The following is a 24,940-nucleotide window of genomic DNA, read 5'->3' as shown; positions in this document are numbered from 1 at the left end:
AATTTATAATTTATTTCATTCCCGGCATACCACCCGGCATTCCTTTCATTCCGCCCATCATTTTCATCAGGTTTTTTCCGCCTGGACCCTGCATCATTTTCATCATTTTGCTCATTTGATCAAATTGCTTCATCAGCTGATTTACCTGCTCCACCTTGGTTCCTGAACCTTTAGCAATACGATTTTTTCTTTTCACATCAATCAAAGCCGGTTTTTTTCTTTCTGCCGGAGTCATCGAATAGATAATTGCTTCAATATGTTTGAAAGCATCGTCTTCAATCTGAACATCTTTCATAGCCTTTGAAGCACCTGGAATCATTCCTACCAAATCTTTCATGTTACCCATTTTCTTCACTTGCTGAATCTGAGCTAAGAAATCGTCAAAACCAAATTCATTCTTGGCAATTTTCTTCTGTAATTTGCGGGCTTCTTCTTCGTTGAATTGCTCCTGAGCTCTTTCAACCAGAGAAACAACGTCCCCCATCCCTAAAATACGTTCAGCCATACGATCCGGATAGAACACATCAATAGCATCCATCTTTTCACCTGTTCCGACAAATTTAATTGGTTTGTTCACCACTGATTTGATAGACAATGCCGCTCCACCACGGGTATCACCATCTAATTTGGTTAAGATAACCCCGTCAAAATTCAAAATATCATTGAAAGCTTTCGCTGTATTTACTGCATCCTGACCTGTCATGGAATCTACCACGAATAAAGTTTCCTGTGGTTTAATAGCACTATGAACACGGGCAATTTCGTCCATCATTTCCTGATCTACTGCCAAACGACCTGCCGTATCGACAATAACAATGTTGAATCCGTTGGCTTTGGCAAAAGCAATCGCATTTTGAGCAATTTCAACAGGATTTTTATTCTCCGGTTCTGAATATACTTCAACCCCGATAGAGTCTCCCACTACATGCAACTGATTAATCGCCGCAGGGCGGTAAATATCACAAGCAACCAAAAGAGGTTTTTTATTCTTTTTTGTCTGAAGATAATTAGCCAATTTTCCGGAGAAAGTAGTCTTACCGGAACCTTGTAAACCTGACATCAAAATCACTGTTGGTGAACCCTGCAAATTGATTCCTGCAACATCACCTCCCATTAATTCAGTCAGTTCATCTTTAACTAACTTTACCAATAATTGTCCTGGCTGTAAAGTAGTTAATACATCCTGACCTATTGCTTTATCTTTTACTCTGGCAGTAAAATCTTTGGCAATTTTAAAATTCACATCGGCATCCAATAAGGCACGACGTACTTCTTTTAAGGTATCAGCAACGTTTACTTCGGTAATTTTACCGTGACCTTTTAATATATGAAAAGCTTTGTCTAATTTTTCGCTTAAATTATCGAACATGTTTTTTAAATTTTATTGAAGTGCAAAGATAAACTAATTAGATAATTAGGCAATTACATAATTAGAATATTGAGCTGCTTTTAAACTTTATTTTAACTCAAAAAACGACTCCTTTTCAAAGTCGTTTCCCTACTGTTTTTACATTCTCTCCGGAACATTAATTCCTAACAAACGGAAAGCGTCGGCAATCGTATCCGCTACTCTTTTGGATAACTGCACACGGAAGATTTTCACTTCTAAATCAGCTTCTCCCAAAATTGGCACTGCCTGATAGAACGAATTATATTCTTTTACTAAATCATAAGTATAATTAGCAATCAACGCCGGACTGTGATTTTGAGCCGCATTTTGAATTACTTCAGGGAACAACTCTAATTGTTTTATTAGTTCTTTTTCTTTCTCGTGCAGGGTTTCAATTTTTGAAACATTCGAAAAATCAAAATCAGCTTTTCTTATAATTGACTGAATACGGGCATAAGTATATTGAATAAAAGGCCCTGTATTTCCGGCAAAATCAACCGATTCCTCCGGGTTGAAAAGAATACGTTTTTTAGGATCTACTTTCAAAATATAATATTTCAAAGCCCCCATTCCGATAGTTTTATACAATCGGGCTTTTTCTCCTTCTGAATAACCGTCCAGTTTCCCTAATTCCTCCGAAATTTGCTGAGCCGTATCACTCATATCTTTCATTAAATCATCAGCATCGACCACAGTTCCTTCACGGGATTTCATTTTTCCGGAAGGCAAATCAACCATTCCGTAGGAAAGATGAAAAAGATTATCTGCCCAGTCAAATCCTAATTTTTTCAGAATTAAAAACAACACTTTAAAGTGGTAATCCTGCTCATTTCCAACGGTGTAAACCATTCCTCCTACATCCGGCATGTCTTTCACACGTTGAATAGCTGTTCCAATATCCTGAGTCATATAAACGGCTGTTCCGTCTGAACGTAACACAATTTTACGGTCTAAACCTTCATCTGTCAAATCAATCCAAACCGAACCATCAGGATCTTTTTCAAAAATTCCTTTTTCTAACCCAATTTGAACCACATCTTTTCCTAACAAATAAGTATTGCTTTCGTAGTAATAACTATCAAAATCAACACCTAAATTCTTATAGGTTTCCGCAAAACCATCATAAACCCATTGGTTCATGGTTTTCCAAAGTGCAACCACTTCTGCATCACCAGCTTCCCATTTGCGAAGCATTTCCTGTGCTTCCAGAATAATAGGCGCTTGTTTCTTAGCTTCTTCTTCCGTTTTCCCTTCAGCCATTAATTGGTTGATTTCCTCTTTGTAGGCTTTATCAAAAGCCACATAAAAATTCCCAACCAATTTATCTCCTTTCAATACGGTTGATTCCGGTGTTTGGTCTTTACCAAATTTTTGCCAGGCCAACATTGACTTACAAATATGAATTCCTCTGTCGTTAATGATTTGGGTTTTATAGACTTTTTTACCGGAAGCCTTGATAATTTCGGCTACCGAATAACCCAATAAATTATTTCTAACGTGACCTAAATGCAATGGTTTATTCGTATTTGGTGAAGAATATTCCACCATCACCGCTTTCTCTTCAGGATTTGGCGTTACAAAACCATATTTTACACTATCTTTAATTCCGTTGAAAAAATTCAAATAATAAGCATCCGAAATCACGATGTTTAAAAACCCCGAAACCACATTAAACTTGGCCACCTCAGCCACATTTTCTACTAAATAGTTTCCAATTTTATTTCCTAATTCTACCGGATTGCTTTTTATGATTTTCAACAAAGGAAAAATTACCATCGTAATATCTCCCTCAAATTCCTTACGTGTAGCCTGAAATTCAACTTTATCGATTGTTACATCAAATAAATCCTGAATCGCTTTTTTTATAGATGGCGTAAGCGCTTGTGATAATGTCATTTTGTCTTTGAATTTATAAAGTGCGCAAAGATAGTCATTATGTAGCGATTTGAAAATTGGAAAACAAGATAAATTTCCATTATTCCAAAGCATTTCTTATAAAAATTTGTAAGATTATATTTTTTTATAAAAAACAGTACTATGTATTGCAAAGTATTATCCAAAAGATATATATTTGCATTATCAACTAAACTGTTAATCTAAAAAAACAAAACCATGAAAATAAAACTTATCTTAATCTGTCTCTTTGGTAATATGATTACTATGGGAGCACAAAATTCGATTCAGCCAAGTGAACTGGATCTTCTGGGCAGTATTTCAGGAAAGGTGATCGATAAAAAAACGAACGAACCGCTTCCTTTTGTAAACATTATTATTCAGGATAACGGTAAAGTTGTTACAGGCGGCGTTACTTCTGAAAAAGGAATATTCTTAATTAAAAATCTGGAGTTAAAACAATATGAAGTACAAATTCAGTTTATGGGATATAAAACGATTACTAAAACTATCTTTCTCTCAACAAACAACAGAAACTTAAACCTAAACACCATTGCCATAGAGGAAGATGCCATAGAACTAAAAAGTGTTGAAATTGTAAGCGAAAAATCGATTATTGAACAAAAAATTGACCGAAAAGTAATTAACGTCGGCAAAGATTTGATTTCTGCTGGTGCCACCGCATCTGAAATCATGAACAATATTCCTTCGGTGAGCGTTGATCCGCAAACTAACGCTATCAGTTTAAGAGGAAATTCGAATGTAAAAATTCTTATTGACGGAAAACCTACTAATATTGATGCGGCTCAGTTATTACAACAAATTCCTTCTTCTTCTATCAAGCAAATAGAGCTGATTACCAATCCTTCGGCCAAATACAATCCGGAAGGAATGAGCGGAATGATTAATATTGTGCTGAACAAAAACAGCAAAATTGGTTTTAACGGAAGTATCAACAACGGACTTACATTTGCTATAACTCCAAAAGTAAATTCGTCTTTTGATGTAAATTATAAAAAAGGAAAAATAAACTGGTTTGCTAATTACGGATTCAATCATGGCAAATACACTAATTATGGTCATATAAACACAACCGAAGCCGAACTGGAGGATTTTCAAGACTACCGTTTTATAGATCAAAATAGCTCTCATTTAGCCAAATTAGGTTTTGATTTTTATTGGAACGAAAAAAACACCATTTCTTTCTACACCAATCAAAATTTCAATCTGGCTCATGGAAATTCGGACACCAAAATTGATTTTGTTGCCCCTAATAAAGCTGATATCCGTCAATTATTCAACAACAAAGTAAACAACCATTGGCAAACTTATAATCTTGATTATAAAACCAACTTTAAAAAAGAAGGCCACACACTTGAATTAGAAATTAATCAAAACAACGGAAACAACAAAGAAGACGCTTTTTACAGCGATCCCAGAACGAATTACATCAGCATCAAAGGCAACAATACTTTGATTAATTTGGATTATGTTAATCCGCTTTCGGAAAACAGCAAACTGGAATTAGGTGCAGAAAGCAGAATAGAAAACACTAAAAATAAATTTCTGTTAGATGATACTTATAATTCTGCCTTTAGTTACGACCGAAATATTTATTCCATCTATGCTACTTTTTCAAAACAATGGAGAAAATGGAATGCACAGGCCGGAACGCGATTAGAATATTTTGAAGCTGATGCATTATTTAAAAAAGTAAACGAAAGTGATGTTGCTTTCAACAATACCCTTTTCAACTTTTATCCGTCGGCCTTTTTAAATTACAATCCCAGCGAAAAAAACAGCTTTAATTTAAGCTTTTCAAAACGTGTAGATCGCCCGAGCATCAACCAGTTGAATCCAATACGGGAATGGAGTACTCCGCAAATTGATTCGGAAGGAAATCCGTCTTTACAACCACAATTTACTTATTCTTATGAATTAAATTATACCCGAAAACTCAAAATTGGTTCTATGACAACGGGAGTTTTCTTCCGAAGTATCAATTCCGAAATCACCAGAACTTTATATCAAAATCCGGATGATATTTCGAAACAAATTTTGTCCTACGCTAATCTGAATGACAATAATGCTTATGGTTTTGAAATTTCTTCCAATTTAGATTTCACCAAATGGTATAGCACTAATATTAGTATGGATGCTTACCACAAAAAAATAAGAGGCGTGGTTTCGGATGAATCGGTTTCTGCCAATGTAACTGCTTTCAATGCCCGAATAAACAATACCTTTAAAGCATCTAAAAATTTGCGTTTCCAATTGTTCAGCATGTACAGAGGTCGCGATTTAGGCTTGCAATTAATGGGAAAACCCATGTGGAAAATGGATTTAGGCTCCAGTCTTAATGTATTGAAAGGCAACGGAACAATTTCTTTAAAATGCAGTGATATCTTTAAAACAATGCGTTACCGTTTCACAGCCGAAATTCCAAAAGAACAAAACGGACAATTTAACTGGGAAAGCCGTTCAGTATATGTAGGTTTCAATTACCGATTTGGTAGCGGAAAAAACAAAGCGGTACAAAGAAAAACCAGAGATCAAAACGAAGTTCAGGGTGGTGGTATGTTATAATTGTAGTTTTAAATATTCCAACAAAAGAAAAGTCCGAAGCCTGCCAGCCTCGGACTTTTTTGATTTATAATCATTCCGTTTCTACCACTTAATAATGGCGCTCGCCCAGGTAAATCCGCTACCAAAAGCTGCCAAAACTACCGTATCTCCTGATTTTATTTTTCCCTGTTCCCAGGCTTCTGTTAACGCAATAGGCACTGAAGCCGCCGTAGTATTTCCGTATTTTTGAATATTATTAAAAACCTGTTCGTCTGACAATTGAAACTTATTTTGAATGTATTGCGAAATTCTCAAATTAGCCTGATGCGGAATCAGCATATCGATATCGGAAACACTTAAATTATTGGTTTCTAATCCCTCATTGATTACTTCTGCAAAGCGAACCACTGCATTTTTAAACACAAATTGCCCGTTCATGTGCGGAAAATAACTTTCATCCTCCGGATTATTATCTGCCAAAATATCATTAACCCAGCGACCTCCCATTCCGGGAGCGGTTAAAACCAATTCTTCGGCGTGGATTCCTTCTGAATGCAAATGGGTAGAAAGAATTCCTTTAGTCAAATCTTCTTCACGGCTTAGCACCGCTGCTCCTGCTCCATCACCAAAAATAACAGAAACACTTCTTCCTCTGGTTGTCATATCCAAACCTGATGATTGCACCTCTGAACCAATGACTAAAACATTTTTATACATTCCTGTTTTAATATATTGATCAGCAACTGAAAGCGCATATACAAATCCGGAACATTGATTGCGTACATCTAAAGCGCCAACGGTTCGCAATCCTAAATCTCTTTGCACTAAAACTCCCGGTCCCGGAAAATAATAATCAGGACTTAAGGTTGCAAAAACGATAAAATCAATGTCCTTTTTATCAATTCCGGCGCGTTCAATGGCAATCTTGGCCGCTTTTACGCCCATTGTTGTGGTTGTATCTTCTCCTTTTATAATATGCCGACGTTCCTGAATTCCGGTGCGTTCCTGAATCCAAGCATCATTGGTATCTATAATTTTTGACAAATCGTCATTAGTTACCACATTATCCGGGACATAAAATCCCAGACCTGAAATTTTTGAATGATACATTTTCCAATTTTTTATATTAAAAACTAAACATAATAAAAAAACCAGTCTGAAAACTGGTTTTCTAATGCTGTATTCTCTGTTTTAACTAAGTTGTTTGATTATCCACAGCGGCATCCGGCGCATTTTTCTTAACCGATTCAATACCATTTTCCCGAGCTGCAACCGACTCATACATTTCGCTATTTCCAATAATCTGACCATTTCCGGCTTTCAAATTGAAATAATGCTTCCCGTTTTTCGACTCTTTGCGATCAAAACGACCGTCTTCCTGAGAATTTTTTCTAACCGATTCAATTCCGTTGTCACAAGCCGCCAGAGTTGTATAACCCTCACTTGCTAAAATTGTCTGACCATTACCTGCTTTCAGGTTAAACTGAAACTCGCCATTTGTTCTTTTTGTAATTACAAATTTTCCCATATTTTTTTTATTTATAATTGGATTAAAATTAGAATTAAAACTTATGTCAGCTAAAAATAATAAAAAAATACAGAAAACTCAGAAAAAAATCAACAAATCTTCAGATTTACTTCCTGATTAAATTCTAAAGGAGCTTCATGTTCAAAGAAAATAACTTTTCTATCAAAAACCGCTTTAATCAAATAATAACCGCCTTTGTAATACGATTGTTTAACCAAAACATTCATAATTCCTTTTTCATCCACTTTTAACTGATGTGGATAAAGCAAAAGCAATTCGTCATCTTCTTCACTTACATTAATGAGTTGTGATAATTTCAATTCATTTACTTCCCCAAAAAGCGAAGCGACATATTTGTTAATTGGATTGTTGTACAAATTATACGAATCGGCTTTATCAACCATTTTCCCATTTTGCAACACAATGGTTTCATCGGCAAAAGATAGCGCATCGGTACTGTCGTGCGTAGCCACAATACAGGTAATTCCCTGCGCTTTTAAATAAGCAAATAAATTACGCCGCAGCGCATTTTTTCTAAAATTATCAATATGACTAAAAGGTTCGTCAAGCAGTAAAACTTCCGGTTCCAAAGCCAAAACTCTCGCCAAAGCTACACGCTGCTGCTGCCCTCCGCTCAAATATTTAGCTTTCACATCGGCATAATCAGTCATTTCAACAATTTCCAGTAATTCCCAAACGCGGGCTTTTTTCTTTTCAGGATGAATATTAGACAAATATTTGCCCACATTTTCTGCCACCGTTATATAAGGCATCAGGTCAAAATCCTGCGAAAGATATTTCATAAAAGGCATTCCCGGTACCAGATTAAAACTGGTTCCTAAAACCTTTGTTTCATTCCAAAAAATCTGTCCCTGATTCAAATCATACAAACCGTAAATCAATTTTAGCAAAGTGCTTTTTCCACAGCCACTTTCGCCAATTACAGCAATGTTTTGTCCTTTTTGAACAGAAAATTCGATATTTTGAACTACTGGTTTTTCAGTATAACCAAAGGAGATATTTTGAACTTGAAGCATTATAAAATGAATGTTTTTTTGAAAGTGCAAAGATAGATTTCTTTGATATAAAAAAATATTGAAGATCATAAATATCTTTAAAAAAATCTCTTTGGAAAAAGACTCGAAAAGAAATAAAAAGTTACCGCAGATTCGCAGATTAATATAAAAAAATTTGCGAATCTGCGGTAAAAAACAAAAAAGTCGCTCCAAAACGGAGCGACTTCAATATTATTTAAAAAAACTAAAAACTAGTTTCCGGCTTCTTTTTCAGCGTCGGCTTTCATTTTAGCATTTGCTACGATAGCAAATTCTACACGACGATTTTGGCTTCTTCCCTCGGCAGTTCCATTGTCTGCAATTGGATCAGCAATTCCCATTCCCTGAATATTGAATCGGCTTCCCGCTAAACCTTTTCCAATTAAATAATTTTTAACGGAAGTGGCACGCTCTCCAGACAATTTTAAGTTATAATCAGCAGGACCTGTACTGTCAGTATATCCAAAAATAGTAATATCAGTATCCGGATATTCGTTAAAAACAGTTACTAATTTATCCAAATTAGCTTTGGCAGTAGCAGTCAAAGTCGATTTGTTAGTATCAAAACGCACTGCATTTTCGTTTAAAACTAATTTAATTCCTTCCCCAACGCGTTCTACGTCAGCTCCCGGAATAGCCTGGTCAATTTGTCTGGCTTGTTTGTCCATTTTGTTACCAATAACACCACCGGCAACACCACCAACAACACCACCAATTACAGCTCCCATAGCTCCTTTTCCACCTTTTCCAAGGTTATTTCCCAAAATCCCTCCTAAAATAGCTCCACCGGCAGCTCCGATAGCAGCTCCTCTTTGGGTTTTATTTGTATTTTTTAACGATTCACAACTTGTAAAAAGGGAACCTAAAACCATTACTAAAGCTAATGCAACTACTGATATATTCTTCATAACTTTCTGTTTTTTTATTATTTTTTAAAAAGGCTTAGTTAACACGTTGAAATTGATAAACCACATCAGTTAATTTTCCTCCAACATCAATTCTGTCAATCAATTGGAAAGAACTTTCGGTTAAATTAGCCACACGCAATACATAACCATCTCTTACTTTTTTAGCTTTTTCGCCAGCATCTAAAATTTTCATTACAAATTCCCCGTTGCTATTTACAAACCAGGTAATTGGCGAACTAAAAACAGGACAATCGTACTTTGTTAAAGCCATATTTCCTTTGTTGTTATTGGAAACAAATTTCCAAGTACTTCCTTCAAAACATTTTGAATCAGCTAATTGAAAAGAATTGACTTTAATGTAGTCAGAACCGGGATAAGAAACTGAACTGATTACCCAGTTTCCTTTAACTCCTGTTTGAATGTTTCGATCCAATTTAGTCGCTGTTACCGAAGATGTTTTACAAGAAAATAACGCCAGCGCAATTGCTGTAACCAAAATTATTTTTTTCATCATTTATCGTTTTTATATTAAACTTAGGCAAAGATACAATCTAACTTACAAATTTTATTTCATAATCCCCTTATTTTATTATAAAATTTAAGGATAAGACATTTTGTCACACTCAAGCAAATTGGTATTTTATTTGAATAAAAGCCTAACAAATTGTAAAACACTTTAAAAATTTTAAATATGACAACTGGAAAAATTAATGTGTCAGTGGAAAATATTTTCCCACTTATTAAAAAGTTCTTATACAACGATCACGAGATCTTTTTACGTGAATTAATTTCGAATGGAACAGATGCAACTTTAAAATTAAAACACCTGACCAACATTGGCGAAGCCAAAGTAGAATATGGCAATCCAATTCTTGAGGTAAAAGTTGACAAAGAAGGCAAAAAATTACACATCATCGATCAGGGAATCGGGATGACAGCCGAAGAGGTAGAAAAATACATCAACCAACTGGCTTTTTCAGGTGCTGAAGAATTCCTTGAAAAATACAAAGACACCGCTAAAGATTCCGGAATTATTGGACATTTTGGTTTAGGTTTCTACTCGGCTTTTATGGTTGCTTCTAAGGTAGAAATCATCACCAAATCATACAAAGACGAACCGGCAGCACACTGGACTTGCGACGGAAGTCCGGAATTCTCCCTTGAACCGGCTGACAAAACCGAGCGCGGAACTGAAATTATCCTTCATATTGCTGATGATTCTTTAGAATTCTTAGAAGATTCAAAAATCAGAGAGTTATTGAACAAATACAATAAGTTCATGCCGATTCCAATTAAATTTGGAACCAGAACGGAAACTTTGCCTAATCCCGAAGCTTCGGGAGAAGACGCTCCGGAAGATTACAAAACCGAAACGGTTGAAGTAGATAACATCATCAACAACCCAAATCCGGCCTGGACAAAGCAACCTTCAGATTTAAATGATGAAGATTACAAAACGTTCTACCACGAATTGTATCCAATGCAATTTGAGGAGCCTTTATTCAACATTCACTTAAATGTAGATTATCCGTTCAACCTAACAGGAATTTTGTATTTCCCTAAATTAGGTTCGGATATGCAAATTCAAAAAGACAAAATCCAATTGTACCAAAATCAGGTTTTTGTTACCGATAACGTAGAAGGAATTGTTCCTGAATTCTTAACAATGCTAAAAGGAGTTATCGATTCTCCGGACATTCCGTTGAACGTTTCCCGTTCCGGATTGCAGGCTGATGCTGCGGTGAAAAAAATCTCCAACTACATCACCCGTAAAGTTGCCGATAAATTAAAATCTTTATTCAACGAAAACAGAGCCGATTTTGAAGCCAAATGGAACGACATCAAAATCGTTTTGGAATACGGAATGCTTTCGGAAGATAAATTCTACGAAAAAGCAGGGGCTTTTGTATTGTATCCAACAGTTAACGATAAATATTACACCCTTGACGAATTAAAAGAAAACCTTAAAGACAAGCAAACCGACAAAGACGGTAAATTGGTTGTTTTATACGCAGGAAACAAAGAAGCGCAACACTCTTACATTGAAATTGCCGAAGAAAAAGGATACGAAGTATTACTTTTAGATTCGCCAATTATTTCACATTTAATTCAAAAATTAGAAAACGACAATCAAAATGTTACTTTCGTTCGTGTCGATTCAGATCATATTGACAACTTAATCAAGAAAGACGAAACTCCTATTTCTAAATTGTCTGAAGACGAACAAAACAACTTAAAAACTGCAGTGGAAGCGGTTGTTAATAAACAAACTTATACTGTACAACTGGAAGCTTTAGACAGTCAGGCGGCTCCGTTCATGATTACGCAACCGGAATTCATGCGCAGAATGAAAGAAATGAGTCAAACCGGCGGTGGCGGAATGTTCGGAATGGGTAATATGCCGGAAATGTACAATTTGGTGATTAACACCAACTCACCTTTGGCTTCTACCATTTTAAACACTGAAGACAAAGCAAATCAGAAACACTTGGTAAAACAAGCTTTGGATTTAGCTAAACTATCGCAAAACCTGTTAAAAGGTGAAGCTTTAACTACTTTTGTAAAACGTAGTTTTGAGATGATTAAATAAACATCAAATAAATTGAATTAAAAAGACCTGCTGGTAAAAACTGGCAGGTCTTTTTGTTTTATGAATAAATTTGAATTATATTTTGTAAGAATATTTTAATATATTTGATTTACAATAAAAGATAAGATGAAATAAATTTTAGCTATTATAATTTAAAAACATGCATCAATTTAGTGAATTAGTTTATAGAAGTACTGCATTTTCGCTGACAACATTAGAGGAAATACAATCTAAAATAATTGAAGAATTACAGACAAGTAGTTCTACTCATCTTGTTAAGACTTTACAAATGATTCAATTGCAAAAAGCAATTATAGCAATTGGAATGTTTTCTTTGTTTGAGTCTATTTTACAAGACAATTTGAGCTGCGGAAATGGCTTTAAAGAAGCCAAAAAAATTCTAGTTGAAACCGGAAATACTGAACTTAAAAACCGTTTTGAAGATTTCTTTAATGCCATTAATATTTTAAAACATGGAAAAGGAAGAAGTTATGATGCTTTAGTTGCTAAATCAAGTTCATTAACTTTTAAAATAAAATTACCCGAAGAATATTTTTTTGATGAAGGTGACGTTTCTGAAATTTCAACTTTAATCGAAGTAAATGATGAATTTGTATTAGACTGTGCAAAATTAATTGAGGAAGTTTCTTCTGAAATTAGAAAAGTAAATCCTAATATTTTTATTTAAAAAAATCGATAGCGAGGATATACTATTCATGCTGACAAAGACGAACAACTTTTTGGAATTACTAAATGAGATTGCTTCGTTCCTCGCAATGACACACTGGGCGCAAAGTCATTGCGAGGAACGAAGCAATCTCACTAACAAGAGTAAATCTAGTCTCTAAAATACAATTACATCGCTAGTCACTCAATAAAACTAAAAAAAGATGAAACCAGGATTTGTATATATCATTACCAATAAATACCAAACGGTAGTTTATGTTGGAGTTACATCAAATCTTCCACAAAGAATTTTAGAACATAAAAACAAGAAATACCCAACATCATTTTCAGCCCGATACGATGTCAACGTCTTAGTTTACTATGAGCAATTTCAATGGATTGAAGACGCTATAGCCCGAGAAAAACAAATAAAAGCGGGTTCAAGGGCTGCCAAAAACAAACTGATTCAATCTATCAATCCTACATGGAAAGATTTATTTGACGAAATCAAAGACATAATGACTGAATAATAATTAGTTATAAATTTAAAATCCAAATCAACATAACAAAACTTCAAACAACACAACCATGAAAAAAACTTTTTACATTCTTACCCTTTTACTAATCAACATTTTTCTATTTTCCTGTTCGAATGACGATGATTTAAATTATCAAAATGATTTTGAGAAAAGCAAAAGCGCCTGGTTAGATTTTAAAATAACATCTGATAATTCTTATCAGTATGTTGTAACTGGAGGCTCAGTCTTTTCAACTTATGGTTGGGAAACAACGATTACTGTATCTAACGGAGTCGTAATTCAACGAGATTTTGCCTACTTAGGAACACCGGAAAACATTCCTCAGGAAGATTTAGCATGGACCGAAAATGAAACCGAGATAAACAGTCACCAAAACACAAATGCTGCAAGTGCGTTGACATTAGACGAAATTTATACTAAGGCAGAAAAGGATTGGCTAATAAAAAGAAAAAATGCCACTTCATATTTTGAAACCGAAAACAACGGACTCATTTCAACTTGTGGGTATAATGAAAAAGGCTGTATGGATGATTGCTTTATTGGAATCCGAATAAAAAGCATTACAAGCTTATAAAATTCAAATCAAAAAATCTAATAGTACGAAATCCTAATCCATAAGCTATTCATTAGCAAATATTTTCAGCAATACCATTTTAAAAATCACTAAATTAGTACTGAACTAATTCCAGTAATGATGAAAATTTGCTGCTTTTTTATTCTTCTGCTAAGTTTTCAGTCCTGTGCCACAAAAAAACACACTCACATCAGGCAATGGGCTGAGGGAATACAATCGGCAACGGAAAAAAAATACCGCGTCAGTCAAAACTCAAAAAAACTTTTATACACTAAAGAATACCTTTTTACCCGAAACGGACGTATCAAATATTCTAAAACAAATGACTCGCTGGGGAATATTATCCAAGAAACCCAAAAACGTTTATGGTTTGTGGTAGAATCTTATCCGGACAAAGAAAATTATTATTGCAAAACCCGATGGAAACCGGGACAAAGGGAACGAATTAGCTGTTATACCCGTAAACAATTCAAACAAAACGAAGCCATTTACCAGTACAATCCTGATGGAACTATAGCCAAAATAACAAACCGCTTCCCTCCTTTTTTCACACAATTTTTTGATTACAAACATAACTATCTTTCCAAAATTAGCATCAAAGCTGTTAATGACAGTCTGATTGATGAAATACAAATCCATTGCATCAACAAAGATGAAAAGGGAAATTGTCTTAAAGAAATCCGCCAATATTCTAAAAGCAACCTACAGGAAGAAATTGACTTTTACCCAAAATACCAGTAACAAAATAATGCTTACCAAAGAAAAATTTTCAAATCTGTTAGGATTTTTAACAACATAAATCTAAAAAGAATGTAATTTTAAGATACTTTTTCGCCTTTATACCCAACACAACAATGAAAGAATCTAGTGAACTTATCGATATATTACCACCGGATTTAATCAAATTTATTCTGGTAGCCTTATTTTCTCTGCTCATCGGACTGGAACAACGCCGCCAATTCATAAATTCCAGTTTAGGAAGTCGTTTTGGAACCGACAGAACTTTTACGCTTATCGGAATTTTAGGATTCATTCTTTACAAGCTTGACCCTGTTAATTTAATACCTTTTCTGGGTGGCGGATTGATTTTAGGCTTATTTCTCTCCGTATTTTATTTCACCAAAAGTTTCCTTCAAAAGGAATTTAGTATCACTTCCATAGTAGTAGCTCTTATCACTTTTTGTTTAGCTCCGCTAATTTATACACAAGCCGACTGGTTAGTAATCCTCATTGTCGTTTCTGTTTTAATTTTAGTCGAAATCAAAGAAACTTTATTTAATTTTTCAAAAAAAATTGACGACAATGAATTTATCACACTGTCAAAATTTCTAGCCATAGCGGGAATAATTCTTCCTTTGCTGCCTAACACGCCTATTTCGGAAACTATTTCTATTTCGCCCTATAAATTTTGGCTGGCTATCGTAGCGGTTTCGGGTATTTCCTATTTTAGTTATTTGTTGCAAAAATTTGTTTTCCCGCAATCGGGAATTATACTCACCGGAATTCTAGGCGGATTGTACAGCAGTACTGCCACGACTTTCATTTTGGCTAAAAAAAGTAAAGAATCCGACGAAAATTATAAAATAACAGCCGCAATTATTCTTGCCACAACAATGATGTTTATTCGTATTTTCATCCTGGCTTATCTCTTTAATAAATCAATAGCGATACAACTGGCGCCGGGTTTAAGTTTGCTCGCTGTACTCTCGGCTGCCATTGGTTTGTATTTTATCTGGCTGGATCAAAAACAATCCAAAACTCCGGAACAGCAGTCTGAAATTAAAACAATGTCCAATCCTCTGGAATTTAGAACTTCATTGGTTTTTGGTGTTCTCTTTATTGTTTTTGCCTTACTTACCAGTTTTGTAAACAGCCAATACGGTACTTCGGGAATTCAAATTTTATCCTTTGTAGTCGGAGTTACCGATATTGATCCTTTTATTATTAATATTTTTCAAAGCAAATGGAACATTAGTGAAGGAATTTTAGCCACTGCAGTTCTCAATGCCATTACAAGTAACAATGTTTTGAAAATGATTTACGGCATTAGCCTTTCGAAAAAAAACATCAGAAAGCCCATCCTGATTGGTTTCAGCATTTTAATTCTAACAGGATTGTTATGCTCTTTTATTTTTTAGAACTTAAAATTGACTCACACTTTTCAGTTTAATAATTTTCTTACCAATATTATTTTTTCAATATCTTTGATAAAAGAAACACTAGTCATTAATTAACAACTACAATAAAATTATGGGATTATTTTCAGCATTACTTGGAAACGCAGGAACGGTTAGCCAGGAAGAATTACTAAAAGATTACAGCAAATTACTAATTGCCGGTGAGGAAATCGAAATGGGTTTTAAACTCATCAGAGATGTTTTTATTTTCACCAATAAAAGACTGATTTTAGTTGACAAACAGGGAGTAACCGGAAGCAAAATTGAGTACAAATCGATTTCATACAAAAGTATCAGCCGTTTTAGTATTGAAACTGCCGGAACTTTTGATTTGGATGCCGAATTGAAAATTTGGGTTTCCAGCGAACAAACCCCTAGTATCCGAAAACAATTCAACAAATCGGTTAATGTTTATGATGTACACAATGTTTTAGCCACTCACGTTCTAAAATAAACCGAATAAAAACAAAAAAGCTAGCTGTCTAAGTCAACACTCAGACAGCTTTTTTTTTATCATTTAAGCAAAAAATTATCTGGAATAATATTCCATTCAGGCAAGTAAACCTCTAATAAATCACAACATTCTTTCGTTCAATTCTCATTGCATCTACAGATTCCTATTAAACCGTTAGCATTTCTAATATTTTTTATGTTATAATTCAAGAAAGTTCCCTTCAAAAGTACTTTAGTAAATACATAAAAAATCAGTAACTTAGTAAACATCTTAACTTGTAACAACTATAGCATTTATAATAGTAACTATAAAACGAACTATTAAAAATAGAATCGCTAAACAAAGTACTCATAAGAATTTCAATTTGTTTCAGTAAAAATTAATTCAAATTTCAAATGTAGATTATGAGTTAAATCACTCTTTATCAAACTGTACCATTTTTTTCTTTATCCTATGAAAAAGATAATCAAACAACTCGTCAAATTCACAGGTGACTACGTAAATAAAGAAGAAATTATTTTGCGTGATCACTTAGCCATTGAACGCACAAAACTGGCAAACGAAAGAACCTTGCTCACTTATATCCGAACCTCTATTTATCTGGTTCTTGGAGGCATGGCCTTTTTAGGAATGCAGGATTTTGAAGAAATTAGATATATGGGGCATCTGTCCCTGTCTTTAAGTTTTATACTCTTGGTTATAGGAATCGTTCGCTTTATTCAACTAAAAAGACATATTAAAGCAATGTACGAACCTATTTTGGCAAAAGAAATAAAAGAGGCGACAGAAAATAAATAACCTTTCTAAAATCCCTCTAATTCAGAAACAAAAAAGCTGTCTAAGTCAAAAACTCAGACAGCTCTTTTTTTTTTATGGTTTAAGCTAAAAATTATCTGGAATAATTTGGCGCTTCTTTAGTAATGGTTACGTTGTGAGGGTGACTTTCAGAAATTCCGCTTGAAGTCAAACGTACAAAACGCCCGGTTGCCTGTAAAGTAGCAATGTCTTTAGCTCCGCAATATCCCATTCCGGCACGTAAACCTCCGATGAATTGCAACATACTTTCGTTTAATTCTCCTTTGTAAGGCACACGACCTACAATTCCTTCCGGAACTAATTTCTTCACATCGTCTTCTACATCCTGGAAATAACGGTCTTTAGAACCTGTTTGCATCGCTTCCACAGATCCCATTCCTCTGTATGATTTGAATTTTCTTCCTTCAAAAATGATCGTTTCACCAGGAGATTCTTTAGTACCTGCTAAAAGCGAACCTAACATCACACAGTCAGCTCCGGCAGCAATAGCTTTAGGAATATCTCCTGTATAACGAATTCCACCATCAGCAATTACAGGAACTCCTGAACCTTTAATTGCAGCTGAAACCTCTAAAACCGCAGAAAACTGAGGAAAACCAACTCCGGCAACCACACGGGTTGTACAAATAGATCCCGGTCCGATTCCTACTTTTACTCCGTCAGCTCCGTTATCCACTAAATATTGAGCCGCTTCCGGTGTTGCAATATTTCCAACTACAACATCTAAATCAGGGAATTGCGCTTTCACCGCTTTTAATACATCCACCACACCTTTGGTATGTCCGTGAGCCGTATCGATAATTACCGCATCCACACCAGCATTTACAAGTGCTGTTGCTCTTTCAACCGCATCAGCAGTAACTCCTAAAGCGGCAGCTACACGCAAACGTCCGTATTTATCTTTATTAGCATTTGGTTTTTGATTCAATTTAGTAATATCTCTAAAAGTAATCAAACCTACTAATTTATTGTCTTTGTCAATTACAGGAAGTTTTTCGATTTTATGACCTTGCAAAACGACTTCTGCTTCCACTAATGAAGTTCCTTCAGCAACTGTTACCAGATTTTCACTAGTCATTACCTCAACAATAGGACGAGAACTGTTTTTCTCAAAACGTAAATCGCGGTTTGTAACAATTCCTTTCAAAGTTTGATTTTCATCAACAACAGGAATACCTCCAATACCAAATTCTTTCATTGCTGCTTTTGCATCAGCAACAGTAGCCGAAAGAGGTAAAGTTACCGGATCGATAATCATCCCTGACTCTGCACGTTTTACTTTACGCACTTTAGCAGCCTGCTGTTCGATAGTCATGTTTTTATGTAAAACACCAATTCCTCCTTCCTGAGCCATAGCAATAGCCATAGAACTTTCGGTTACTGTATCCATAGCAGCAGATACAATAGGAACGTTAAGCGTTATGTTTCTTGAGAATTTTGTTTGGATACTCACTTCGCGAGGAAGCACTTGTGAGTAATTAGGAACTAATAATACATCATCGTAAGTTAAACCTTCACCGATAATCTTTGAATTGTGTGCTATCATGTTGCAATTTCTAGTTGAATTGCGTGCAAATATAGCAAATTATTTTAATTTATTAAAATTCAGAATCCAAATAAATTTCACAGCCTGAAATACCTCAAAACAATACCGCTTTAAAAATTCTCATCAAAATCAATAAGGAGGCTCGTTACTGTCGGCAAAAATAAAATTAAAGCCAAACTGAAAAGAAAGACTCTTAGCTTTGGATACATCCTGATAACCCAATAAATTATCGCCCATAAAATACAGATTAAACTTCCCTAAAGTTGCCGACATTCCTAATCCAATATTCGTATAAGAATAAGAATCCAAAGTATAAGTTGCTTTCAACTGTAATTTATCTGAAACATTTCTTTGATAAAACCCCGTAAGAGCTGTAATAGGCGTTCGTGGTGTACTCATCATAAAAAATTGAGCTCCAACTGAATTTTTATATTTTTTCTCTCCGGCATAACAATTACAATCTTCCTCGCTGCTAATTCCATAAGAATATTTATAAGAAGCATTCAATTTTATTGGCCGCCAGGTGGTGTATTTATTGTATAATGTGTCTAATTTAACCGCATCCTGAAAATCACCGTATACACCATCCGGATCATCTGAACCGGTAAATCCCGGATTGATTCCTTCATACTTATAATAACCTTTATAAGTAAAGTTTTCCACATCCTTTGAGTGACTCACAAAACCAACATCCAGAATACTGGCTGTAATTTGCGTATTTTTTTTAGGATAATAAGTAAAACCCAAATCAAAACCAAGCCCCATATCACTACCAAACAAAAGTTGTTTACGGACATCAGTCGCAACATCTCCATTATAATCTTCGTCAATATATTTTGAAATTCCAGAAGTATTCAAGGTTAAATTTGAATTAACTATTTGTTCATACATTGTCGTATTAGCATTTCTGGTTAAAATATATCCCGAATTGTGGGTAGAAGTTGCATTGAATCCGCTGAAATAAATTTTCCCACGCGCGCCTATAATTAAATTATCAGCAATATTTTTATGATAACCAATGTGTAATACCGAAACCGTTTCGGCTTTCACACTTAAATCAGACAAATCAAATGATTTTCCAATATAATTTCGATTACCATCCAAAGCCAAAATAGCCAAATCCTTAGGCATATAGCTCCAAAAGTCGAATTCCTGATACAAACCAAAGGACAAATACCCTTTGTCTTCCAACCAATCCCCTAATTTCACACCGCCATTAAAAATTTCGATTTGCTCATTCAGCGCACCATGATCATCCCTATTGGTTGCATAAACTACCTTTCGCAACTTCTGATTGAAATCGACTCCGTCATTGGCAAACAAATCATACATTGAAAAACCGGTAGATCCAACTTTGAACGAAGTTCCCGAAAGCAACGGAACTCCAAAATAAAATTTATACTTAAAATCGGCTCCCGGATTGAGCATTAAAGATTGTGGAACCGAAGTCATATTATACAATACTTGCTTATTTTGAGAAAAGCAATTTGCAACTACCACTAACAGCAAGAATAAAAAACCTTTTCTCATTGTATATCCATATAAACTGTGGCACTTGAACGCAAAATTAAATTTCCGGGACTATTTTCATCCAAAACCGCCCCTGGTTTCATTGCAACCATAAAACGCATTTTTCGGGTACTTTTAAGCAATTCTAATCTTGCGTTTTGAAAAATTTCTGTTTGCGAAATAGTATTGGCTGTTCCGGAATAAGCAGGAACATCCATAATAATTGTGGTCAGCATATTATTATTGGCATCCAATAAAACAATATTCAATGAAAAGGCACGCGCAATAGTATTGGTAATTTCAAAATAAAAATCGGCTCTTTGTAAATAACTGTTGATGTATTTATCTCTAAAAACATCAAATTCCTCATCGTCATAAGCCCATTGATAATTAGTCCCATCACTAGCTACAAAAGCAGTTGCCGGAACATTAAAATAGCTAAAATTAAGCTCATAAACCGGTTCCAGCTTCAAATCATTCACCTGATTAAAGTCTAAATCACTGGTACAGGAAAAATGCACCCCTACAAGAAGCAACAAGCAAATAATTTTACTTAAATAATACTTTTTCATTTCTGAACCTTATTTTGGTAATTCTAAAAATTTCATTTCAAAACGATTTCTAATAATAGGTTTGAAAAATTTTGGAAGCCTCGTTATACGCACTTTCAAAACTCAACGGATTTAAATTCAAATTTTCCTTATTAGCCGTAAAATAAGACAGTAATTTTTCGGTAGGCATATTTCCAGTCAATTCGTCTTTTGCCATCGGACAACCGCCAAATCCCTGAATAGCGCCGTCATATCTTCGGCAGCCGGATTCATAAGCCGCTTCAATTTTCTCAAACCATTTATCATAAGTTGTATGCAAATGCGCTCCAAACTCAATTTGGGGATATTTCGGAATTAAATTGGAAAACAGATAACGAATGACTTCCGGAGTCGAACTTCCAATGGTATCCGACAAAGAAAGAATTTTAACTCCCATTGCCGCCAATTTTTCCGTCCACTCCCCTACGATTTCCACATTCCATGGATCGCCGTAAGGATTTCCAAAACCCATCGACAAATAAGCCACAACTTCTTTTTGATGTTTATCAGCAATTTCCAGAATCTCCTGCATACTCACAATCGATTCGGCAATAGTTTTATGCGTATTACGCATCTGGAAATTTTCAGAAATAGAAAAAGGAAAACCCAAATATTGTATTGGTTCAAATTGGGCAGTCATCTCCGCCCCTTTGGTATTGGCAATGATAGCCAAAAGTTTGCTGCTGGTTTTAGACAAATCCAATTGCTCTAAAACTGCTGCAGTGTCCTGCATTTGCGGAACCGCTCTTGGCGACACAAAACTGCCAAAATCTATGGTATCAAACCCCACACGCAGCAAAGCCTGAATATAAGCAACTTTCTTTTCCGTAGGAATAAAACTTTTAATGCCTTGCATGGCATCACGCGGACATTCGATAATTTTTATTGGTTCCATAGTTTCCAAAGATACTAAAACTTGCAAAGCAGCAAAATTTAGAACCAACAAAAAAGCGCAACTCTGTTGAAGAATTACGCTTTTATAATCTATTATAATATTAGATAAAAAAACCAGAAAACTTAACTGCAAAGTTCACAGAGTCAAAAGTAATCCACTTTATAAACTGTCATTTTTTAAACAAAAAAACTTTGTGAGTCTTCGTCTTTTCTTAGCGAATCTTTGTGTTATAATTTCAAACGACTTAAAATCTTTTTATTGATAGCTTTTACCAAGGCCGGTCCTTCATAAATAAATCCGGTATAAAGCTGCACCAAACTCGCTCCGGCTTCTAATTTTTCGATAGCATCATCGGCAGAATGAATTCCTCCTACTCCAATAATCGGAAAAGCGTTATTGCTTTTTTGAGACAGAAAACGAATCACTTCAGTAGAACGTTTTGTCAACGGCTTTCCTGACAAACCTCCCATTTCAGTTTTATTTACCGATTGCAAACCTTCGCGGGAAATCGTGGTATTAGTAGCAATTACACCTGCAATTTGAGTTTCTTTGACAATATCAATAATATCCAATAATTGTTCGTCAGTCAAATCCGGAGCAATTTTTAATAAAATTGGCTTTTGTTTTGGCTTAGCTAAATTTTTATTTTGCAAAGTCTGCAACAGCTGTGTCAACGGTTCTTTGTCCTGTAATTCGCGAAGATTGGGTGTATTTGGCGAACTCACATTCACCACAAAATAATCTACGTAATCATACAAAGCGTCAAAACAAATTTCATAATCCGAAGTTGCTTCTTCATTAGGAGTTACTTTGTTTTTTCCAATATTTCCACCAATTAAAACACCCGGATTTGATTTTAATCGCTCCACTGCTTCCATCACTCCACCGTTATTAAATCCCATGCGGTTGATAATCGCCGAATCTTCTTTTAAGCGAAACAAACGTTTTTTAGGATTTCCATCCTGCCCTTTCGGAGTCAAAGTTCCGATTTCGATAAAACCAAAACCAAAATTTGACAATTCCTTGTACAACTTGGCATCTTTATCAAAACCTGCCGCAAGTCCTACCGGATTTTTAAATTTCAATCCAAAAACTTCTCTTTCTAATCGTTTATCATCAACTAAATAAAGCGATTTATAAATTGCCGAAAAACCGGGAATTTTAGAAGTAAAACGAACTAAAGAAAAAGTAAAATGATGTATTTTTTCAGGATCAAAACAAAAAAATAACGGTCGGATAAGCTGTTTATACATAGGTTTTTAATTTGAGTGCAAAAATAGAATTATCTAAACGAATAAGAAACAATTAAACACATTTTTTAGCACTGCTTTTTCTCAGAAATAATTGGATGCTATTTAACTTCCTACGCTATTTTTAAACAAACTTTCATTACTTTTAAATAAAAAATCTATGCAAATGAACATCAATAAAAACTGGCATCAAAGACATTATGATAGTCTTGAATTTGGAAGTCGCATAGCAGACTGGGTTGCTAAAGGAATGGGATCCTGGCGTTTTATCATCCTTCAGACTGTTTTTGTAATCGCCTGGATGGGTTTAAACCTCATCGGATACATTAAACACTGGGATGCATATCCCTTTATCCTTCTCAATCTTTTATTTTCTACTCAGGCTGCTTATGCTGCCCCGATAATTATGATGGCACAAAATCGTCAAAATGAAAGAGACCGTATTCAGGCTCAGGACGACTACGCCACTAATAAAGAAGCCAAATTGGAAATCGAAGCTTTGGCCGCCAAACTGAATGCTATTGAAATTGAAAAGCTGGACAAAATCCTGAAAATTTTAGAAAACATGCAATAACGCATTTGGTTTTATACTCTAAATTAGCACTATCTTTGCATTCCAATAAAAAAACATCATTTTATGCAAAATATTATTGATCGCTTTATCAGCTATGTAACTATCGATACCGAATCAGATCCAAATTCAAACACAACACCAAGTACTGAAAAACAATGGGATTTGGCTAACAAACTGGTTGAAGAACTCAAAGCAATCGGAATGCAGGACGTTACCATAGACGACAAGGCGTACATCATGGCAACTTTACCAAGCAATATTGAAGAAGAAGTTCCTACAATTGGATTTATATCTCATTTTGACACTACTCCTGATTTTACGGGCGCCAATGTAAAACCACAAATCGTAGCAAATTACGACGGGAAAGATATTGTACTTAATGCCGAACAAAATATTATTTTATCGCCTTCTTATTTTAAAGATTTATTACAATACAAAGAACAAACCTTAATCACTACCGACGGAACAACACTTCTTGGTGCCGATGACAAAGCCGGAATTACCGAAATTGTGACCGCAATGGAATATTTAATCCAACATCCGGAAATCAAACACGGAAAAATCAGAGTTGGTTTTACTCCGGACGAAGAAATTGGTCGTGGCGCACATTTTTTTGATGTGGAAAAATTTGGCGCGCAATGGGCTTATACCATGGACGGAAGTCAAATTGGCGAATTAGAATACGAAAATTTTAATGCCGCCGGAGCAAAAATTACTTTCAAAGGAAAAAGCGTTCATCCCGGTTATGCCAAAGGAAAAATGATCAATTCGATGTTAGTTGCCAATACTTTCATCAGTGAATTGCCTGCCGACGAAGTTCCTGAAAAAACAAAAGGCTATCAGGGTTTCTTTCACATCAATCATTTAACCGGAAGCATTGAGGAGACAGTTTTAGACCTTATTATCAGAGACCACAACAGAAAAAAATTCGAAAAAAGAAAAGAGAAAATTCAAAAAATTGCCAAAAAAATCAACAAGAAATTTGCAAAACAATTTGGAGAAGACATTGCTGTAGTTGAAATCAAAGACCAGTATTTCAACATGAAGGAAAAAGTAGTTCCTGTAAAACATATTGTGGATATCGCCGAAAAAGCAATGAAAAACTTAAACATCAAACCTATCATCAAACCTATTCGTGGCGGAACGGACGGTTCTCAGTTGTCTTATATGGGATTACCTTGTCCGAATATTTTTGCCGGAGGACATAATTTTCATGGAAAATACGAATATGTTCCGGTGGAGAGCATGCAAAAAGCCGTAGAAGTTATTATCAAAATTGCCGAATTGACCGCCTTACCTAACTTTGGTTTAGACGAAGCGAAATCTAAAAAAAGCAAAAAAAAGTAACAAAATACAATCCATAAAAAAAGTCCCATCCCGATAGCTTCAGGATGGGACTTTTTTTATCATTTAAGATTAAA

The 24,940-nt window shown here is 35.0% G+C and carries 23 protein-coding genes; 11 read left to right on the top strand and 12 right to left on the bottom strand.

The annotated features are described in order from the left end of the window. Window positions 1–10: 10 nt before the first annotated feature. The gene (gene ffh / locus H599_RS0105155) at window positions 11–1,369 is read right to left on the bottom strand and encodes a signal recognition particle protein (RefSeq protein WP_026713149.1); all 1,359 of its coding nucleotides are present in this window, start codon (window positions 1,367–1,369) and stop codon (window positions 11–13) included. A 138-nt stretch (window positions 1,370–1,507) separates the two neighbouring features. Next, a complete protein-coding gene (argS, locus tag H599_RS0105150) occupies window positions 1,508–3,286 on the bottom strand; it encodes an arginine--tRNA ligase (protein ID WP_026713148.1) in 1,779 nt (592 codons plus the stop codon). Window positions 3,287–3,502: 216 nt separating this feature from the next. Between argS and H599_RS0105145 the strand changes: the two genes are divergently transcribed. Then, window positions 3,503–5,869: an outer membrane beta-barrel family protein gene (locus H599_RS0105145; protein WP_026713147.1), complete on the top strand. Its 2,367-nt coding sequence runs from the start codon at window positions 3,503–3,505 to the stop codon at window positions 5,867–5,869. A gap of 81 nt (window positions 5,870–5,950) precedes the next feature. Here the strand turns inward: H599_RS0105145 and H599_RS0105140 are convergent, their stop codons facing one another. From H599_RS0105140 to H599_RS0105120, 5 genes are all read right to left on the bottom strand, one after another. Next, entirely contained in the window at window positions 5,951–6,958 is a 1,008-nt protein-coding gene (locus H599_RS0105140; RefSeq protein ID WP_026713146.1) for a 3-oxoacyl-ACP synthase III family protein, read from the bottom strand. An 85-nt stretch (window positions 6,959–7,043) separates the two neighbouring features. Next, window positions 7,044–7,376 carry a YegP family protein gene (locus H599_RS0105135; RefSeq protein WP_026713145.1) on the bottom strand — a complete coding sequence of 111 codons (333 nt, stop codon included), beginning with the start codon at window positions 7,374–7,376 and terminating at the stop codon, window positions 7,044–7,046. Between the two features lie 89 nt (window positions 7,377–7,465). Continuing rightward, window positions 7,466–8,413 carry an ABC transporter ATP-binding protein gene (locus H599_RS0105130; protein WP_026713144.1) on the bottom strand — a complete coding sequence of 316 codons (948 nt, stop codon included), beginning with the start codon at window positions 8,411–8,413 and terminating at the stop codon, window positions 7,466–7,468. A gap of 230 nt (window positions 8,414–8,643) precedes the next feature. Further along, window positions 8,644–9,339 carry an OmpA family protein gene (locus H599_RS0105125; RefSeq protein ID WP_026713143.1) on the bottom strand — a complete coding sequence of 232 codons (696 nt, stop codon included), beginning with the start codon at window positions 9,337–9,339 and terminating at the stop codon, window positions 8,644–8,646. 34 nt (window positions 9,340–9,373) lie between these two features. Continuing rightward, window positions 9,374–9,850, bottom strand: coding sequence for a lipocalin family protein (locus tag H599_RS0105120; RefSeq protein ID WP_026713142.1), 477 nt, complete (start codon window positions 9,848–9,850; stop codon window positions 9,374–9,376). Window positions 9,851–10,030: 180 nt separating this feature from the next. Between H599_RS0105120 and htpG the strand changes: the two genes are divergently transcribed. The 8 genes from htpG (at window position 10,031) to H599_RS0105080 (ending at window position 17,137) form a co-directional block, all read left to right on the top strand. Further along, window positions 10,031–11,929 carry a molecular chaperone HtpG gene (gene htpG / locus H599_RS0105115; protein ID WP_026713141.1) on the top strand — a complete coding sequence of 633 codons (1,899 nt, stop codon included), beginning with the start codon at window positions 10,031–10,033 and terminating at the stop codon, window positions 11,927–11,929. 160 nt (window positions 11,930–12,089) lie between these two features. After that, window positions 12,090–12,617 (top strand): hypothetical protein, encoded by a 528-nt coding sequence (locus H599_RS0105110; RefSeq protein ID WP_026713140.1) that lies wholly within the window; start codon window positions 12,090–12,092, stop codon window positions 12,615–12,617. A gap of 202 nt (window positions 12,618–12,819) precedes the next feature. Beyond that, the gene (locus H599_RS0105105) at window positions 12,820–13,125 is read left to right on the top strand and encodes a GIY-YIG nuclease family protein (RefSeq protein ID WP_026713139.1); all 306 of its coding nucleotides are present in this window, start codon (window positions 12,820–12,822) and stop codon (window positions 13,123–13,125) included. 58 nt (window positions 13,126–13,183) lie between these two features. Beyond that, window positions 13,184–13,708 (top strand): hypothetical protein, encoded by a 525-nt coding sequence (locus H599_RS0105100; RefSeq protein ID WP_026713138.1) that lies wholly within the window; start codon window positions 13,184–13,186, stop codon window positions 13,706–13,708. 117 nt (window positions 13,709–13,825) lie between these two features. Next, a complete protein-coding gene (locus H599_RS0105095; RefSeq protein WP_026713137.1) occupies window positions 13,826–14,449 on the top strand; it encodes a hypothetical protein in 624 nt (207 codons plus the stop codon). 113 nt (window positions 14,450–14,562) lie between these two features. Next, window positions 14,563–15,846, top strand: coding sequence for an MgtC/SapB family protein (locus H599_RS0105090; protein WP_035141202.1), 1,284 nt, complete (start codon window positions 14,563–14,565; stop codon window positions 15,844–15,846). A gap of 112 nt (window positions 15,847–15,958) precedes the next feature. After that, the gene (locus tag H599_RS0105085) at window positions 15,959–16,339 is read left to right on the top strand and encodes a PH domain-containing protein (protein WP_026713135.1); all 381 of its coding nucleotides are present in this window, start codon (window positions 15,959–15,961) and stop codon (window positions 16,337–16,339) included. A 453-nt stretch (window positions 16,340–16,792) separates the two neighbouring features. Then, window positions 16,793–17,137, top strand: coding sequence for a DUF202 domain-containing protein (locus H599_RS0105080; RefSeq protein ID WP_026713134.1), 345 nt, complete (start codon window positions 16,793–16,795; stop codon window positions 17,135–17,137). Between the two features lie 91 nt (window positions 17,138–17,228). On the opposite strand, the gene guaB is transcribed toward H599_RS0105080, so the two are convergent. From guaB to H599_RS0105050, 5 genes are all read right to left on the bottom strand, one after another. Beyond that, a complete protein-coding gene (gene guaB, locus H599_RS0105075) occupies window positions 17,229–18,701 on the bottom strand; it encodes an IMP dehydrogenase (RefSeq protein WP_026713133.1) in 1,473 nt (490 codons plus the stop codon). A gap of 129 nt (window positions 18,702–18,830) precedes the next feature. Next, window positions 18,831–20,231, bottom strand: coding sequence for a DUF5723 family protein (locus H599_RS0105065; RefSeq protein WP_026713132.1), 1,401 nt, complete (start codon window positions 20,229–20,231; stop codon window positions 18,831–18,833). Further along, window positions 20,228–20,782 (bottom strand): hypothetical protein, encoded by a 555-nt coding sequence (locus H599_RS0105060; RefSeq protein WP_026713131.1) that lies wholly within the window; start codon window positions 20,780–20,782, stop codon window positions 20,228–20,230. The genes H599_RS0105065 and H599_RS0105060 overlap by 4 nt, the downstream gene beginning before the upstream one ends. A gap of 49 nt (window positions 20,783–20,831) precedes the next feature. Further along, complete coding sequence (locus H599_RS0105055; RefSeq protein WP_026713130.1) at window positions 20,832–21,695, bottom strand: hydroxymethylglutaryl-CoA lyase; 864 nt, start codon at window positions 21,693–21,695, stop codon at window positions 20,832–20,834. A gap of 227 nt (window positions 21,696–21,922) precedes the next feature. Continuing rightward, window positions 21,923–22,948 carry a quinone-dependent dihydroorotate dehydrogenase gene (locus tag H599_RS0105050; protein WP_026713129.1) on the bottom strand — a complete coding sequence of 342 codons (1,026 nt, stop codon included), beginning with the start codon at window positions 22,946–22,948 and terminating at the stop codon, window positions 21,923–21,925. Window positions 22,949–23,111: 163 nt separating this feature from the next. On the opposite strand from H599_RS0105050, the gene H599_RS0105045 reads away from it, so the two are divergent. Together H599_RS0105045 and pepT are read left to right on the top strand one after the other, a co-directional pair. Then, a complete protein-coding gene (locus H599_RS0105045; protein ID WP_026713128.1) occupies window positions 23,112–23,519 on the top strand; it encodes a DUF1003 domain-containing protein in 408 nt (135 codons plus the stop codon). A gap of 63 nt (window positions 23,520–23,582) precedes the next feature. Continuing rightward, the gene (gene pepT / locus H599_RS0105040; RefSeq protein WP_026713127.1) at window positions 23,583–24,866 is read left to right on the top strand and encodes a peptidase T; all 1,284 of its coding nucleotides are present in this window, start codon (window positions 23,583–23,585) and stop codon (window positions 24,864–24,866) included. Window positions 24,867–24,940: the final 74 nt, after the last annotated feature.

The organism is Flavobacterium daejeonense DSM 17708 (assembly GCF_000425425.1).
In the GTDB taxonomy this organism is placed as follows: Bacteria; Bacteroidota; Bacteroidia; order Flavobacteriales; family Flavobacteriaceae; genus Flavobacterium; species Flavobacterium daejeonense.
The sequence above is the reverse complement of the archived record's forward strand: the minus strand, read 5'-3'. Positions and strand labels throughout refer to the sequence as shown.

Bases quoted from the DNA above. Each gene is read 5' to 3' on its own strand.
- H599_RS0105045 (WP_026713128.1), top strand. From the start codon at position 23,112: ATGAACATCAATAAAAACTGGCATCAAAGACATTATGATAGTCTTGAA.
- H599_RS0105100 (WP_026713138.1), top strand. From the start codon at position 13,184: ATGAAAAAAACTTTTTACATTCTTACCCTTTTACTAATCAACATTTTT.
- H599_RS0105140 (WP_026713146.1), bottom strand. From the start codon at position 6,958: ATGTATCATTCAAAAATTTCAGGTCTGGGATTTTATGTCCCGGATAAT.
- pepT (WP_026713127.1), top strand. From the start codon at position 23,583: ATGCAAAATATTATTGATCGCTTTATCAGCTATGTAACTATCGATACC.
- H599_RS0105135 (WP_026713145.1), bottom strand. From the start codon at position 7,376: ATGGGAAAATTTGTAATTACAAAAAGAACAAATGGCGAGTTTCAGTTT.
- guaB (WP_026713133.1), bottom strand. From the start codon at position 18,701: ATGATAGCACACAATTCAAAGATTATCGGTGAAGGTTTAACTTACGAT.
- H599_RS0105080 (WP_026713134.1), top strand. From the start codon at position 16,793: ATGAAAAAGATAATCAAACAACTCGTCAAATTCACAGGTGACTACGTA.
- H599_RS0105055 (WP_026713130.1), bottom strand. From the start codon at position 21,695: ATGGAACCAATAAAAATTATCGAATGTCCGCGTGATGCCATGCAAGGC.
- H599_RS0105090 (WP_035141202.1), top strand. From the start codon at position 14,563: ATGAAAGAATCTAGTGAACTTATCGATATATTACCACCGGATTTAATC.
- H599_RS0105085 (WP_026713135.1), top strand. From the start codon at position 15,959: ATGGGATTATTTTCAGCATTACTTGGAAACGCAGGAACGGTTAGCCAG.
- H599_RS0105050 (WP_026713129.1), bottom strand. From the start codon at position 22,948: ATGTATAAACAGCTTATCCGACCGTTATTTTTTTGTTTTGATCCTGAA.
- H599_RS0105060 (WP_026713131.1), bottom strand. From the start codon at position 20,782: ATGAAAAAGTATTATTTAAGTAAAATTATTTGCTTGTTGCTTCTTGTA.
- H599_RS0105105 (WP_026713139.1), top strand. From the start codon at position 12,820: ATGAAACCAGGATTTGTATATATCATTACCAATAAATACCAAACGGTA.
- argS (WP_026713148.1), bottom strand. From the start codon at position 3,286: ATGACATTATCACAAGCGCTTACGCCATCTATAAAAAAAGCGATTCAG.
- H599_RS0105110 (WP_026713140.1), top strand. From the start codon at position 12,090: ATGCATCAATTTAGTGAATTAGTTTATAGAAGTACTGCATTTTCGCTG.
- ffh (WP_026713149.1), bottom strand. From the start codon at position 1,369: ATGTTCGATAATTTAAGCGAAAAATTAGACAAAGCTTTTCATATATTA.
- H599_RS0105095 (WP_026713137.1), top strand. From the start codon at position 13,826: ATGATGAAAATTTGCTGCTTTTTTATTCTTCTGCTAAGTTTTCAGTCC.
- H599_RS0105120 (WP_026713142.1), bottom strand. From the start codon at position 9,850: ATGAAAAAAATAATTTTGGTTACAGCAATTGCGCTGGCGTTATTTTCT.
- H599_RS0105145 (WP_026713147.1), top strand. From the start codon at position 3,503: ATGAAAATAAAACTTATCTTAATCTGTCTCTTTGGTAATATGATTACT.
- htpG (WP_026713141.1), top strand. From the start codon at position 10,031: ATGACAACTGGAAAAATTAATGTGTCAGTGGAAAATATTTTCCCACTT.
- H599_RS0105065 (WP_026713132.1), bottom strand. From the start codon at position 20,231: ATGAGAAAAGGTTTTTTATTCTTGCTGTTAGTGGTAGTTGCAAATTGC.
- H599_RS0105125 (WP_026713143.1), bottom strand. From the start codon at position 9,339: ATGAAGAATATATCAGTAGTTGCATTAGCTTTAGTAATGGTTTTAGGT.
- H599_RS0105130 (WP_026713144.1), bottom strand. From the start codon at position 8,413: ATGCTTCAAGTTCAAAATATCTCCTTTGGTTATACTGAAAAACCAGTA.